The 15,915-nt window shown below is 42.5% G+C and carries 12 protein-coding genes; 1 reads left to right on the forward strand and 11 read right to left on the reverse strand.

Going from position 1 to position 15,915, the window contains the following annotated elements:
• The 8 genes from UE46_RS09740 to UE46_RS09775 form a co-directional block, all read right to left on the reverse strand.
• A complete protein-coding gene (locus UE46_RS09740; protein WP_051492992.1) occupies positions 1–1,398 on the reverse strand; it encodes a T7SS effector LXG polymorphic toxin in 1,398 nt (465 codons plus the stop codon).
• On the reverse strand, positions 1,395–1,763 hold the full coding sequence (locus UE46_RS09745) for a hypothetical protein (RefSeq protein ID WP_036061673.1): 369 nt from the start codon (positions 1,761–1,763) through the stop codon (positions 1,395–1,397). Before UE46_RS09745 ends, UE46_RS09740 begins: the two co-directional genes overlap by 4 nt.
• 3 nt (positions 1,764–1,766) lie before the next feature.
• A complete protein-coding gene (locus tag UE46_RS09750) occupies positions 1,767–2,051 on the reverse strand; it encodes a DUF3130 family protein (RefSeq protein ID WP_036061671.1) in 285 nt (94 codons plus the stop codon).
• A gap of 150 nt (positions 2,052–2,201) precedes the next feature.
• Complete coding sequence (locus UE46_RS09755; RefSeq protein WP_118907581.1) at positions 2,202–3,158, reverse strand: acetyl-CoA carboxylase carboxyltransferase subunit alpha; 957 nt, start codon at positions 3,156–3,158, stop codon at positions 2,202–2,204.
• Positions 3,148–4,023, reverse strand: a complete 876-nt coding sequence (gene accD / locus UE46_RS09760; RefSeq protein ID WP_036061669.1) for an acetyl-CoA carboxylase, carboxyltransferase subunit beta — start codon at positions 4,021–4,023, stop codon at positions 3,148–3,150. Before accD ends, UE46_RS09755 begins: the two co-directional genes overlap by 11 nt.
• A gap of 282 nt (positions 4,024–4,305) precedes the next feature.
• Positions 4,306–7,629, reverse strand: a complete 3,324-nt coding sequence (dnaE, locus tag UE46_RS09765; protein ID WP_036061667.1) for a DNA polymerase III subunit alpha — start codon at positions 7,627–7,629, stop codon at positions 4,306–4,308.
• A gap of 532 nt (positions 7,630–8,161) precedes the next feature.
• The gene (locus tag UE46_RS09770) at positions 8,162–9,943 is read right to left on the reverse strand and encodes an ABC transporter ATP-binding protein (protein ID WP_036061665.1); all 1,782 of its coding nucleotides are present in this window, start codon (positions 9,941–9,943) and stop codon (positions 8,162–8,164) included.
• Positions 9,930–11,678, reverse strand: coding sequence for an ABC transporter ATP-binding protein (locus UE46_RS09775; RefSeq protein WP_036061663.1), 1,749 nt, complete (start codon positions 11,676–11,678; stop codon positions 9,930–9,932). The genes UE46_RS09770 and UE46_RS09775 overlap by 14 nt, the downstream gene beginning before the upstream one ends.
• A gap of 946 nt (positions 11,679–12,624) precedes the next feature.
• Here UE46_RS09775 and UE46_RS09780 point away from each other — a divergent pair.
• Positions 12,625–13,458 carry a helix-turn-helix domain-containing protein gene (locus tag UE46_RS09780; RefSeq protein WP_036061660.1) on the forward strand — a complete coding sequence of 278 codons (834 nt, stop codon included), beginning with the start codon at positions 12,625–12,627 and terminating at the stop codon, positions 13,456–13,458.
• Positions 13,459–13,520: 62 nt separating this feature from the next.
• Here UE46_RS09780 and UE46_RS09785 read toward each other — a convergent pair whose 3' ends face one another.
• From UE46_RS09785 to ureG, 3 genes are read right to left on the reverse strand one after another with little or no spacing between them, the layout of a single operon-like run.
• Positions 13,521–14,441: an urea transporter gene (locus UE46_RS09785; protein WP_036061657.1), complete on the reverse strand. Its 921-nt coding sequence runs from the start codon at positions 14,439–14,441 to the stop codon at positions 13,521–13,523.
• Positions 14,442–14,454: 13 nt separating this feature from the next.
• Positions 14,455–15,279 carry an urease accessory protein UreD gene (locus UE46_RS09790; protein ID WP_036061656.1) on the reverse strand — a complete coding sequence of 275 codons (825 nt, stop codon included), beginning with the start codon at positions 15,277–15,279 and terminating at the stop codon, positions 14,455–14,457.
• On the reverse strand, positions 15,280–15,894 hold the full coding sequence (gene ureG, locus UE46_RS09795) for an urease accessory protein UreG (RefSeq protein ID WP_051492991.1): 615 nt from the start codon (positions 15,892–15,894) through the stop codon (positions 15,280–15,282).
• Between the last annotated feature and the right edge of the window lie 21 nt (positions 15,895–15,915).

The raw sequence follows: 15,915 nt of genomic DNA on the forward strand, positions 1-15,915 counted from the left end.
CTATTTTCCCACCTTGAAAAAATCATTTGTTTTCACGCTATTATTTGTGTAATAATAATTCAGCCATTCTGGTTCTGATAGTTCTGCACCCTTTTCATATAATCCCAACATTCGAGAGTTATCTGGTGCTCCAAATGTTTTAATTTGATACACATGCATGCGCTCATGCCCCAAGGTCATTATCAAATTTTCCTTATCCGTAAAAGCCCTTGGATATAGTTCAATACTATTTCCTTTTGGCACTGCTCTTCCGTAAAATTCCCTATTCACCAAATCTGTATCTCTAATAATTTTAATCTTAATACCTTCCAATCCAATTCCCGCATCTTTAGCCACTTGTTCCACATGCCGTAACTGCATTGGCTCACTAAGTCCACTGAAAGCACCCGTATTTGCAGTTTTTCGATACATTGGCAGTAAATCAATAGTATCCACGAATTTGCTAACTCCAAAAAGGCTTCCCGCATACATCGTCACTACCGATACACCATCTATCGCACGTCTGCTATTACTAATTCGCTCAGCAGTAACCGCGTCAATACCATATACAGCGCGATATAAAGCACCCACCCCAAATAATTCGCGCATTGTACTCTCATTCTGCCAGTAGATAATTTGCTGGTTCGCCAAATCTAAAGTCGCTTCCGTATTTAAAATACCATCCGTAAGCACAAAACCAGCTTGATTTCCTTTTGGAATGTTTGGTGTCAGCCCAATTTCCTCCATCGCTTTTATCTTATCATCGATTGCCTGCTGGCTTGCGTACATCCGCACTAAATCCGCAAATGGTTCTGCCGACAACGTATCCAAATGATAACTCCCTGTACGACTATCGAACCGTAAATTCTGTTTGATCTGCTGAATAGCTACTTGAATATGATGCGCCAAGTCCCCTAGCTCATCGAAAAAGCGGGCATGACTACGCTCAAAATCCAAAAGCTTCTCTAAGATCTGTTCTTTTTTATGTGCCTCGAAAATTTGTGCAGTTAATCCATTTAATTCAAATACATTCTTGGCATCTGTTAAATGACTCAATTGTGCGGTGATATCTTCCATTTTATTTTCGTACGTATTCATTTTCTGTCCTAAATCATAAATCCCATCTGCGTCCAACCTAGCATTGGGTGAAGCATCCACTTGACTATGAAAATCTGTAATATATTTTTGAAGTAAGTCTTCACTCAAGTTTAATCCTTGCTTGATGGAATTGCATAACGGAAAATAAGTCGCCGCATAATATTCTTTCGAGGTTGTAATCGCTTCGCCAGTGATTGATCTGTCATTAATATAGTTTTCCACCGCTCGCTTGACAGCCGCAATGCCTGTACGCGCTTCCTGATTACTCGATCGAAGTTGGTGTGCAAAATGCGTAACTTCTGCAATATCAATGCGTGTCACAAAATCAGCTCCCTATGCAACCTTTTTTCCTGACTTTCCATATCATAGAGCCTATTCTGAATTGTTTTTCGTTCTAACTCCACCTCTTCTTGTAGCGCTTCCATTGTATGCGTAACTTTTTGCCGATGTGCTCTTGCCATATCTTCTGCATAATGAGCCACACTTCTACCTTGATTGCCTTGCCATACTTCTTGTGATTGTGCCAGAATCTCTGATTTTTCCCTTTCCATTCTATGTAACCGTTCTTCCAATTCTTCTAACTCCGCCTGTTTTCGATTGACACGTATCAGCTTATCAAGATAACTACCCCGCTCTTTTCTAAGTTGCTTGAGCGTCTCATAGATTTGTTCACTTTTGGCATCCATCTCTTAACGTACCTCCATCTGTAGTTTTTGACCCACTTCCTGGTCTTTTGCGGCATAGGCTTCTCCCACTTGTTTGATTCGAATCGCATCTTCCTGCACAATGTCTTTAAAAGACTCTACGCTCTCTAATAAAGTGATGAGTGTTTCACGACAATTTGATATTGAATGACTTTGCGTGTACGACATATTATTATTTTTCATCGGATAATAATCTAATTGCTGAACACTATCGCCCAAATTCGCGGCATGGTTCATCATAACATCTCTATTTACCTTGATTTCTGACAACTGGTATCTCCTCTTCTCTTTTGAGTGATAATTACTTATTATACAGGAACATGGAGATATTGTCAGGTAAAATTTTGAAACCCATAAAAAAGCCATTAAAATAGTCACCAACATTAGTTAGTTCATACTTTAATGACTTTTTATTATCATTTATAATTCCTCGTAAACGCCAATCTTCTTGAACTTCTCATATCGCTGATCCGCCAATTGTTCGCCGTCAAGGGCAGACAATGCGTTCAAGCCTTTACGAATAACGGTTGAGATTAAAGCGGCTTGTTCTTCGGTATTGCGATGTGCTCCACCACGAATTTCTGGAATAATTCCGTCTGTGATGCCCAAATCAAAGAGATCAGCAGCGGTTATTTTCATGGATTCGGCAGCTTGTTTGGCAAGTCCTGCGTCTTTCCACAAAATTGCCGCAGCGCCTTCTGGTGAAATAACGGAGAATACCGCATTTTCAAGCATATAGATCTGGTTTCCGACGCCAAGCCCTAGAGCTCCACCACTTCCACCTTCACCGATAACAACTGAAATAATTGGTACTGTCATGTCACTCATTTCATAGAGATTGCGCGCGATTGCTTCACTTTGTCCGCGTTCTTCTGCTGCTCGACCAGGATAGGCACCCTTTGTATCGATAAAACAGATAATTGGGCGTCCAAATTTATTGGCCTGCTTCATCAAACGTAGCGCCTTACGGAAGCCTTCAGGATGAGGCATACCGAAATTGCGATGCAAATTATCTTTTGTATCTTTTCCACGTTGATGACCGATAACAGTTACCGGCATACCTTGGAAAGTTGCAACACCAGACACGATCGCAGCGTCATCACCGAAGTAACGATCGCCATGTAGTTCCATAAACTGATCAAATATGAATGGAATATAGTCGAGTGTTGTTGGACGTTCTGGATGACGCGCCACTTGGAATTTATCCCAAGCTGACATGTTGCCATAGATTGCGTCCTCTAATTTACCAAGTCGGATTTCTAGTTTTACGATTTCCTTTGATAAATCCACATCGGACTTTTCATTATATTCTTTGAGGTCTGCAATTTTTGTTTGTAACTCTAAAATCGGTTTTTCAAACTCTAGCTCATTTGCCATTGATCGAGTCCTCCTTTTTCGTATGGATATCTAGGAGGAAGCGCAGAGTTTCCCGCATATCAAGGCGCGAAATGACATTATCAAGCTGACCGTGTTTCAGCAAAAATTCCGCAGTTTGGAAGTCTTCTGGTAAATCTTCACGTACCGTTTGTTCGATGACACGACGACCGGCAAAACCAATCATAGCGCCAGGTTCTGCAAAATTATAATCACCTAGTGACGCGAAACTCGCTGACACGCCTCCTGTTGTAGGATGCGTCATGATCGAGATTGCAAGCCCACCATGATTGCTAAATCGTTTGAATGCAGCGGATGTTTTCGCCATTTGCATGAGTGAAACCATTCCTTCTTGCATTCTCGCCCCACCTGATGCTGTAAAAATGATGAATGGAACGCCAAGTTTGTCTGCTTTTTCAACGCCGCGCAGTATTTTTTCACCGACAACAGAGCCCATGCTTGCCATTCTGAATCGGGAATCCATCACCGCTACAACAAATGGTAAAGATGCTATCGTTGCGGTACCTGTTAAAATCGCCTCATTTAAACCTGTTTTCTGTTTATCTTTTACAATTCTATCCATATAATCTTCAAACTGTAATGGATTCGCTGTTGTCAAATTCCCGTCTAACTCTTGGAATGAGCCTTCGTCCACTAAATAAGCCACTCGTTCTTGAGCGCCAAGAGAGTGGTGATATCCGCAATAGGTGCATACTTTCATATTCTTCTGCAATTCTTTGGAGTACATAATTTTCTTGCACGATGGACATTTCGTCATGATTCCTTCTGGAACATCAGGTTTCGAGCCGTCTGATGGAATCGTGGCATATTTTCTCTTCTTTGGTTTTGTAAATAAATCTCCTAACAAAGGATGAACCCCCCTTAAAAACACAATCTCTTTACTACCAGCGCAAAAATAATACATATAATAATAGCTTTTCGTAGCGCGCTTTCATTTGGTAGCTATTTTCCTACTACATAAATCGGTTACTCTCCCATAGTAGCATTTTTTGGCTTGTTTGTCTTATTTATTTTCTAGCCTATTTACAGACGAGAGCGGACGTGAAAAAGCAAAATCCTAGGTTCTATCAGGCTCCTGACACTTTATCCGTCCACTCACTATACCACATTTTTTTTATTTTTTAAAAGTCTAACGAATGATAAAATTTCCTTCTCCAAGAAATTCTGTTATTGTTTTTATCGTTTCTGGGCTTCCATTAATGCAAAATTTGGGCTGTAATTGCGTCGTTATTTTTGTTGTTTCATCATGTAAAATAACAGAAATATCGCCTCTATTTGCAAGCAAAATCGTTTTTAGTTGCTCCAGCTTCGACACATCCTTGATTCTTAAAAAGGCTCTCTTGGGAACTTCAATATCTTTGACGTTCTCTGCTTTATTGATGACTAATTGTAACTCGCCATTTCGCTGATCTACTTTTGCTTGAAGTAGAACAATAAGTCCTTTTTGGGCTAGATCGGCGTATTTCCGGTATGTCTCAGGAAACATGACAGCGCTCATTTCACGGCTATCATCGCTGATTGTGAGGAAACACATCGACTCGCCTTTTTTGGTGCGGATTGATTTTATGTCATGAATGTACGCCGCAACTTTATAATTTTTACCCGATTTCACTTGCGATAAAGCTGTAATTTCGAGAAGTTTTAATTTATCTTGATAAAAAGTGACGGGGTGCGCGGAAACGTATTGTCCCACATACTCCTTCTCTTTTTCCAGTTTCGTATCTAATGCTAGCGGACTTGCTTCACGGTATTTCGGCTTCATTTTGCTGAAAAGTTCGTCATCCGTGGTAAAGAGATTGATCCCCTTCTCATCATCGCCGAGTAAGTGGACGTATTGCAGCGCCGCATCCATGGAAGCCATATAAGTAGCACGATCTTTACCAAATTCATCAAAACATCCCGCGTATATGAGAGCCTCTAGGACTTGTTTTGTCAGTTGTTTTTGAGGCATCCGTTCGCAAAAATCAAAGAAATCTAGGAATGGCGCGCCTTTTCGTTCGTTCACGATCGCCATCACAAACTTACTTGGCACTTTACGAATCACGCGCAAGCTAAAGCGAATCGCATCACCTTCTACTTGAAAATGATAATAACTGCGGTTAATCGATGGACCTTTCATTTTGATGCCATAATTTTTTGCTTCGGTCATATATTGGCTAATTTTATCGTCGTTTCCAATCACTGCGCTGAGCAAAGAGGCCATAAATGCTGCGGGATAATTAGCTTTTAGATAAGCAAGTTGAAAGGCGATTTTCGAATAGGCGACGGCGTGACTTCTATTAAAACCATAATTGGCAAAACGCACGATTAGGTCGTACACTTGGTTTGCGCTTTCTTTTGTATAGCCCTTTTGACTAGCACCAGTGACAAAATGTATCCGTTCTTCTTCTAGTACATCCGCCTTTTTCTTGCTCACTGCACGACGCAATAAATCGGCTTCTCCGAGTGAAAATCCAGCCATCTGGGAGGCGACTTGGATGATTTGCTCTTGGTAAACAATGATCCCATAAGTCACGCCTAAAATTGGCTCTAAATCAGGGTGAGGATAAACTATTTCTTGCTTCCCGTGTTTTCGCGCGATAAATGTATCAATTTGCTCCATCGGGCCTGGACGATACAGTGCATTGGTCGCGACGATATCTTCAAAGGAAGTCGGGCGCAAATGCTTGAGTACGCGCCTGATTCCATCTGATTCAAACTGAAAAATCCCTGTTGTATCACCTTTTTGAAAAATTTGAAGGGTTTTTGCATCATCTAGCGGGATATCCTGTATGGTTAATGGCGTGTCGCGGAGATAGTTTACATTTTTTATCGTTCGATCGAGTAATGTTAGATTTCGAAGCCCCAAAAAGTCCATTTTTAAGAGTCCGATTTTCTCAAGGTCTCCCATCGCAAACTGGGTTAAAAGTGCATCCCCACTCCCTTTTTGCAGGGCTATTTGATCGACTAGCGGTTTATCACTGATAACAACTCCAGCTGCGTGGGTTGAGATGTGGCGCGGCAGGCCTTCAATTTCGTTCGCAATTTCCCAAATAAGCTGGTTTTGTTCCGAACTAATAATGTGGCGTTGTAAGGCTGTAGACTGTTCATACGCCTTTGTGAGTGTCATTCCGAGTTCCCGTGATATAAGTTTAGACCAGTCGGTTAATTGAACGGAGTTGAGTCCAAACGTCCGCGCTGTATCGCGGATTGCCGCCTTGGCTGCGAGCGTTCCAAATGTGCCAATTTGAGCGACATGTTGCGTCCCGTATTTTTCGACGACATACGAAATAACCTCATCACGACGGTTATCTGGAAAATCTAAGTCAATATCCGGCATACTTACTCGTTCTGGATTTAAAAATCGTTCAAATAAAAGTTGGTACTCTATCGGATCGACATCTGTGATTTGTAATACGAAAGAAACCAGTGAACCAGCGGCGGAACCACGACCTGGGCCTGTTAAAATATCACTTTCGCGCGCGTACTTCATGACGTCCCAGACAATGAGGAAATAATCAGAGAAGCCCATATCTTGGATAACATTCAACTCGTAATCCAGGCGTTCCCAATAGACGGCACTAAGATTGCTCACTCGTTTTTTGAGTGCCTCGTAACATAAGTCCTTTAATACTGGCCCAGCTTCGAACCCTTCTGCTAGCGGGAATTTAGGAAGCAAATGTTGATCCATCGCAATTTCGACGTCACACATGTCTGCTATTTCCCCAGTTAATGCGAGGGCTTCTTTTTCAAATGGTGTTGTAAATAACGCTTCCATTTCCTCCGGCGAAGCAAAATAAGCTCCACCAGCATTCGGTAAATTTTGCCATGACACCGTTTCATTATCACGGATTGCCCGTAAAATTTCGGTACTACGGATACCTTTTGGCTCCAAGTATTGGACGTTTTTCGTTGCTACAGCTGGAATCCCCTCTGTTTCGCAAAACGAACGAATAGCCTCATATTGCGGATTTTCTTTTTGTAACGCCATATAAAAGTTAGCATCATCGGCAATCTCGCGCCATTTTGCAATAACAATATGGGCATCATCATGTAAACCCTGTCCAATGAGACGCTCGACTTCACCTGTCATTCCTGGAGAAAATAGTAGGAGTCCTTCTTTGTATGATTCTAGCCATTTTATTGGTAATTTAGTTTCCTCACGCGTTTCGATAGCGCTTGAAATTTTTAATAGATTTCGGTAACCTTGTGTTGTTTTGGCAAGCAGGAGGAGTTCGTGGGTTTCGAGTGGTTGTGTCACGCCTTCTATGGAGATTGTCATTCCGATGAGTGGCTTAATTCCCGCAGCATGACATTTTTGGTAAAACTCAATCACACCGTACATCACATTATGATCCGTGATTGCCACGGCCGGATAATGAAATTGTTTTGCTTTTTCAATGATATTGTCGATAGCCGCTGTGCTCGATAGAAGATCGTACGCTGTTGCGACTTGTAAGTGAACGAATTTCATTATCCTTTTTCCTCCTTTTTGTTGTGGCTCTTATGAGGCATCCCTAGCCGATTTAGAGCCTCAATATGCATAAGAGCGCAGCGAATATGTAATCCATCAGTGGCTCTTATGACGCCGAGTTTGAGATCACTGATGTGCGTAGATTGGAACTGAAGCATTTAGAAGTTACACCAGACGCTCTTGCTCGTTATGTTTGGAATTAGTGCTTTGTTTTTTGTTAAAGTTTTGAGTCTAGAGAAAGTGTGGTCTCGTGTTTGGGTGTTTATTCGTGGTTTGTGTCTTCGGATCTAGCTTTGTTGTGGCTCTTGAAAAGCGTCGTTTGCTTTTTTAGAGCCTCAATATGCAGTTGAATGTAATGAAACTGCCTTCCTTTTAGCAACTCCTCCAAAACTTCACGCCCTCCACAAAAACCAAGGGCGGGTTTTTATTCCGGCCGCTCCAGTTTTTTTCGGTGCTGAACGGGCCGTTTTAGCTTTTTAATCTATTATATCCCTTCTCCCCTAAAAAAGAAACCATACGTTCGCATTTTTCTCTACAATGCTTGTAACATGTCGAACTGTGCCTGATAAAGCTGATAGTAATATCCCTTTTTCTCCATCAATTCCGCATGACTACCTGCTTCTTGCACGCGTCCGTTATCAATATAGAAAATTCGTGAACTGTTTTTGATTGTCGAAAGTCGGTGTGCGATGATGAATGATGTCCGTCCTTCTAGGAGTTTCTCCAGTCCTTCTTGCAATAGCATTTCTGTTTGTGTGTCAATGCTTGATGTTGCTTCATCTAAAATAAGGATTTTCGGATCTGCTAACAAGGCGCGCGCGAAGGAAATCAGCTGTCTTTGCCCTGCGGAAAGTGTGCTACCTCGTTCTTTTACCTCCGCGTGATAGCCACCTTTTAGCGCTGAAATGAAGTCGTGCGCTCGGACAATTTTTGCGGCTGCAATCACTTCTTCTTCCGTCGCATCCAGCTTCCCGTAACGAATATTTTCTAAAATTGTGCCTGAAAAAATGAATGTATCCTGCAACATCACGCCCATCTGTTCCCGCAATGAACGCAGCGTCACTTCTGAAATATCTTCTCCATCAATTAGAATCTTCCCTTCATTGATATCATAAAAACGGCTCAGCAAGTTGATAACAGTGGTTTTCCCAGCTCCCGTTGGACCAACGAGCGCGATACTTTCGCCTGCTTTGACATCAAATGAAATTCCTTTTAAAATATCCTTGCCTTCTTCGTAGCGGAAACGAACGGAATCAAAGCGCACATTTCCCTTGATAACTGGCATTTGACGCGCATTTGGCATATCTTTAATATCTGGCTCCACGTCCATCGTCTCAAAAATACGCTCAAGGTAAGCCGTCGCGGTGATCAAGGAATTATAGAAATTCCCGATATTAATAACTGGGTTCCAAAAGTTACCGACATAACCAACGAATGCAACGAGCGTCCCAGTAGAAACTTCGACGCCGAGCCCTTTAATACCTACAAAATAAATGAGGCATGTCGTGATAACCGCGATATTTTGTACACCTGGCCAAAGCAAAAATTGAATTTTGACGGCCTTCATCCAAGAATCGCGATACGCATCGCTAACTTCTGTAAAAATTTCATGGTTTTCTTTTTCACGCGAGAAAGATTGTGTCACTTTGATGCCTGCGATACTTTCATGAATATACGCGTTTAAATTAGATTGCTTGTTGCTCAGTTTTTGATACGCTCGACGTTGGGCATTTTTGATAAACATCACCATTACAAACAAAACTGGGAGTAAAATCAAGCTGTAGAGCGTCATCTTGACATCGATGGCAAACATAAATGCCAACGTCACAACCACGCTCAAAACATCAGAAATCAGGTTGATTAAGCCATTTGAGAGTAAGTCGCTGAGCATATTGATATAATTGACGACTCGGATTAAAATTTTACCATGCGGACGGCTATCAAAATACGCGAACGGAAGTTTTTGCAGATGCTCGAAAATGGACGCCCGCATGTCTTTTAAAATATCCTGTCCAATTCGTGTGATTGCCCCAATGCGGTATCTCATACATATACCTGTCACAATGACCGATAGCAGAAAAACGACGCCAATCCAAGCAAGCAATGTCATATTTTTTTCTGGAATCGCTGTATCGATAACAACTTTTGTTAAATAAGGCCCCAACATCGTCGCTACATTGGCAAGTAAAATAACGAACAGCGTCATATAAATTGGCTTTCTGTAAGGCTTCACGAATACCATAATCCGTTTCAAATGGGCTAAATTAAATTCTGATTCTAACTCCTCATCCACATCAAACTTATTGCGCGCCATTGTCATTCCCCTCCAATCCTAGTTGTTTCTGGTAAATATCATAGTAATAGCCTTTCTTTTCAAGTAGCGACACGTGTGTTCCGCGTTCTACGATTTTCCCATGGTCTAAAATCAAAATTTCATCCGCATCTTTCACTGACGAAATCCGATGCGCGATAATAAATGTCGTCTTATCCTGCGTAATTTGACTGAGTTCCTCCTGAATTTTCACTTCGGTTTCCATATCAACCGCCGATGTTGTGTCATCCAAAATAAGAATGGAAGGATCTTTCAAAAGCGCTCTGGCAAGTGAAATCCGCTGCTTCTGGCCACCAGACAAACCGACGCCACGCTCTCCAACAATCGTATCGTAGCTTTCAGGCATCGTTTCAATAAAATGATCCGCGTCTGCAATACGCGCCATCCGCCGAACATCTTCAATCGTCGCTTCTGGCGCACCAAAAGCAATATTTCCCTCAATCGTATCGGAAAACAAGAAAATGTCTTGCATCACCGTTGCAATATGATCCCGAAGCTCACGCACATGCCATTTCCGCGCATCCACACCATCAAGCAAAATAATGCCTTCTGTCGGATCATAAAATCGACAAATCAAATTGACCAATGTCGACTTCCCAGAACCCGTTTCACCAAGAATCGCTATCGTTTGACCAGGTGCGGCCGTAAGCGAAATATCGGAAAGTACATCTGTATTAGGATCATCCTCAAAATGAAAAGATACGTGTTGAAACTCCACAAAACCTTTTAATTCTGGCGCTTCTTTTTCCGAACGAATCGGAATTTTCGTCTCGGTTTCTAGCATATCGCGAATTTTAAACGAAGAAGCTACAAAACGCTGCGCATCATTAATCAACCAGCCACTCATCCGCATCGGCCCGTTCAGCATCCATAAGAACCCATTAAAAGCGACTAAATCACCCAGCGTCATCTGATCTTGAATCACGAGAAATCCACCGTAAATCAACGTAATAATCACTAAAGTGCCTGCAAGCGAATCCAGAACTGGCAAGTACTTCTTAGAAACATCCGCCGAATCCATGTTTCGTTGTTTAAAATCCTCATTATGCTCCTTAAATTTCTCAATTTCATAATCCTCCCGAGCAAAGGCCTTCACAACCCGGTTTCCGCTAATATTCTCCTCCACCATCGAGTTCAGTCGCGAAAAACTTTCCCGAATTTCGTAAAAAATCGGTTGCGCACGCTTCGACATTTGGATCGTCAAAATCGCGATGATCGGAGTTATAATAACAAGCGCTAGCGTTAATTTCCAGTCGATCGAAGCCATCACTACAATCGCAAACAGGAACAAGAAAGTGTTCTCTAAGATATTATAGACAACCCACGATACAAAATGCCGAATCGCGTCCGTATCCCCCGTCATTCGCGCCATAATATCTCCAACCCGCGTATTGTTGAAGAAAGCGAAATCAAGCGATTGCAATTTTTTATATAAGTCCTCCCGAATTTGAAAAAGCGCATTTTGCCCCACACGCTCAAACATAATCTGATACGTATACCGTAAAATCGTTCGCAAAAACGTCGTCACAATCATGATCCCAAGGAGTGGCAACAACCAGCCCATTTTCCCCTGATCAATTACAATATCGATAACCTTCCCACCGACCAGCGGATAAACCATGCTGAGCATCGATGCAATAACGATAAAAAACACCGACAGCCAAACAAATCCCCTTTTTCCTTTCGTATAATACCAAATCCATTTCAAACTAGCCATATGACCACCCTTCCCAAACTATTCATCCATTTAGTTTACTCCCCTAACGGCGAAAGAGAATGGTGTATGTTAGGAAAAAGGATGGAGGATGTTGTATAATGAAACGAAAAGCGCAGACAGCCCGTTAGCCTCGACAGAATTTGTTAGGGGGCGCAGTGAAAACCCTCTTCTGGTTTTTGCGGAGGCACCGAAAATTCCGAGAGGCTGGCTGTCGAAGCTAGATCACCCGAAAAGCTGAAACGGCCCGTTAGATCCGACAAAATTTGTTAGGGGGCGCAGATAAATCCCTCTTTTGGATTTTTCGGAGGCACCGAAAATTTCGAGGATCTGGCCGTTGAAGCTAGATCACCCGAAAAGCGAAAGCAGCCCGTTAGCCTCGACAGAATTTGTTAGGAGGCGCAGTGAAAACCCACCCTTGGTTTTTGCGGAGGCACCGAAAATTCCGAGAGGCTGGCTGCTGGAGCTAGATCCGAAGGCGCAGAGCACGAATAAGCACCGAAAATTCGAAACCACACCTCCCTTAAATTCCAAACTTCAATTAAAAACAAAGCACCAACTCCAAAACATGCATAAATCATTCCAAACTCACAGCCATAACACCACTGATGGATTAGATATTCAAAACTCTCTTATACATAACCAAGGCTCTAAATTCTCTGCCCAATACACGCACACCAGTCATTCCTAACTCGTCGTCATAAGAGCCACTTATGGATTACATACTCGCTTACGCTCCTATGCGTATTGAGGCTCTAAATTTTCTGCCCCAATACACGCATACTGGTCATTCCTAGCTCAGCGTCATAAGAGCCACTTATGGATTACATAGTCGCTTGCGCTCCTATGCATATTGAGGCTCTAAATCGGCTAGGGATGCCTCATAAGAGCCTCAACAAAAGTAAGCGCAACCAAAAAAACTCACTCAATTAAGGAGGCCAATCCCCAAATGCTAAAAATCAACACCACAACCTTCAACCCACAAATCCTTTACGTCGCCGATTGCTACATGAACGAGCCCCGTACAGGAACCAAGCACCACCACGACTTCATCGAAATGAGTATTATCTATTCTGGCAGCGTCAGCTACAATATAAACAACAAAATATACCACCTAAAAGCAGGCGATGTCCTCCTTTTCAATCCCGGTGTTGACCATTTCGAATTTTCAAAAGAAGCGACGCCAAATACTCAAATCCACATCGGTTTCCGCCATTTTTCACTCGAAGGCTATCCTCGCGATACTTTCCCGTTCAAAACATCCGTGATTCAACTTGGCGAAAATAAAACCCGATTCATGGAAACTTGCAACCAACTCCTCACCGAGAAATCCCATGAAAAACCTGGATACGATCTCATGCTAAAAGCGCTTGTTATGCACCTTATCATCTATATTCTGCGCGACGCGGATCCAGAACAACTCGAAAATAATGGCTTCAAACTCTCCACCGAAGCGCAAGAAAAACAATCACTCGTCAACGAAATTATTCACTATATGGAAAAGCATCACACGGAGGATGTCACGCTTTCCAGTCTTTCCCAAACAATGTACATCAGCCCAACTTATATTTCTAAAATTTTTAAAGAAGAAACCGGCGATTCGCCAATCAATTACCTTATCAAAATTCGTCTGGCGCGCGCTCACGACTTACTTGCTTCCCAAGATGTCACCGTCAAAGAAGCCGCTAAACTCGTCGGATATAACGATGCCTTCTACTTTAGTAAACTTTTCAAAAAATACTACGGCTTCCCACCATCCGATGTCCTCAAAAAAACGAGCTAAAAAAAGGAACTGCTTTTTCAAAGTCCACGCGGGCCTAAGAAAAATACAGTTCCTTTTTTCCATTAATATTCGCCTTTTTTCATACTTTCCGTAATCGTCAAGAAAAGCCAAGTTGTCACGACGAACGGCATTGTTAAAGCTGGTAATCCAAGCGGTTCCAGCATAATTGTAATTACCGGCGTCATCAATACCGTCACAATTCCTGCAATAATGACGTACACGTAACCACCACGGATTTTCGTGTAAAATGCCGAGCCCATCGCAATCATCGTCAAAATCGTATTATACGAATAAAGCCCCATTTCCAAACTATGCAAATTCAAGCCACAAATATACACAACGATAATACTAATAATCACACCCGCAACCGCCATAATCGTGTTACGCCAGCCTGAAACCGCGATCCCCGCTAAAATAAAGAGCGAGCAAAGGTAGCTATCTTGCAAAAATACCTCACCAAAATCTTTAAATAAGGCACCAAAAACATCCACCGTTTGCGGATTATCTGTCATTTGTTGAATCGGCGTTACCGCTATCGCATCACTCAAATGAACATGAGTCATTGCATAACTCGCCAAAATAATACACCACGTCACCGCGATAAACGGAAAAGTGAGCGCTGGCAAGTTAAAGCGAGCAGCGATACTCTGAAATGCAACCGTGAAAAAGACAGCGATAACAGCGCCAATGAACGCTGCCACATATTTTGAAGCCCCATCTAAGAAAAGCAAACACGCAATCCCCGTCAAAACAGAGCTAAAACCATACAAACCTTGATTAATTTTTGCCTTGTTCGCACCAATCAAATAGGCTGTCGCCGTCCCAAGACAACTTGCTACAAGCGCGGTAATGCCAACTTCCATCGAAGCCAGGCATAGGCCGATTAAAATAAGAAAACCGCTCCACACATTTTCAATCAGCAGCACTTGCGAAATACCTTTTAAAACACTTGTAGGCGATACAATCCCATCATTCTCCCCCACATTATTCACCTCTTTAATATTTTCTCAGTAATAGTGGGCCTTTTCCAAAACAACGCTTGCGAACATACCGATTGCAATACGCGATAAAATGCTCCAACTCTTGTGTCGAATCAGCTAAAATACGCGCGGAAAAACCGCTAACATTGAGTAAGGAAATCCCGAATCGAAGTGCTGGAAACGCCTCTTTCAGCTCTTCTTGGAAATCATGCATAAACTCCTCGTCAATTCCTTGCGTCACCACCAACAGCGATCCTACATGTGAGAAACCTTCTAGCATCCCCATTTCATGCAATAAACCGCTGGCAGGCGTCAAACGGAAGGCATCAATGACCGCCAATTTCCCGTCCACATACACTTGATTTTTCAACAATAGTTTCTCATAGCGAAAACCGTCTTGCTTTTTAGCCCAGCCTGGCGTAATCATTTCACTATAAAAGAGATTCGCCGTCGCATCCATATGCACCACTTGATTTTGAATATAACGCGCCTCTTCATACGCAATCACCGGGTCTGAAATAAACTCAAGCGTACTATGCTTACCAAGCGTTATCTCCGTATCTTGGCGTACCTCACCCGTTGGCGTCTTATAAACCTTCGTCGCCGATTGCGTCGTCAACATCAATTCCGCGTAATCCTCGAGTGTCACCGCAATCCGATAACGATCCCCATCGACGTACCCACCACCAGGATTCAAAATGAAATAGACAACCTGCCCAGACTCATCCAAATACTGCGGTCGCATCACCTTCAGCGCACCTTGAAAATACACATCTGCCGGCACTGATTTACCATCTTTTGATGCAATACCCAATTCTAAAATTCCTGTCCATTTCTCCATTTAAACCGCGTCCAAAAACGCATATTTCCGAATCCAAGCCACAACATCAGCAAGTCCCGTGCCATCTTGTAAATTCGTGAAAATAGTCGGCTTTGTTTCCCCACGGAATTTTTTCGTATCAGAAGCCATGACGTCCAAATTGGCATGAACATATGGCGCCAAATCAATTTTATTAATAATAAATAAATCCGATTTAATCATGCCTTGGCCGCCTTTACGCGGAATTTTCTCGCCTTGCGCTACATCAATAATATAAATCGATAAATCAACAAGTTCTGGGCTGAAGGTCGCCGCCAGGTTATCGCCACCACTTTCCACAAAAATAAGCTCCACATCAGGATGCAAATGTTCTAGTTCATTGATTGCCGAAACATTCATCGAAATATCTTCACGAATCGCAGTATGTGGGCATCCTCCAGTCTCTACACCAATAATTCGATCTTTCTCAAGCACGCCGTTTTCGACCAAATATTTCGCATCTTCCTTCGTATAAATATCGTTCGTCACGACCGCCATACTTATTTCATCTTTCAAAACACGCGTTAACTGATCTACAAGAAACGTTTTTCCAGCCCCAACAGGTCCGCCAACGCCAATTTTTATTGTATCTGCCATGATTCTCATCCTTCTTCCCTA

The organism is Listeria weihenstephanensis (assembly GCF_003534205.1).
Classification (GTDB): Bacteria; Bacillota; Bacilli; order Lactobacillales; family Listeriaceae; genus Listeria_A; species Listeria_A weihenstephanensis.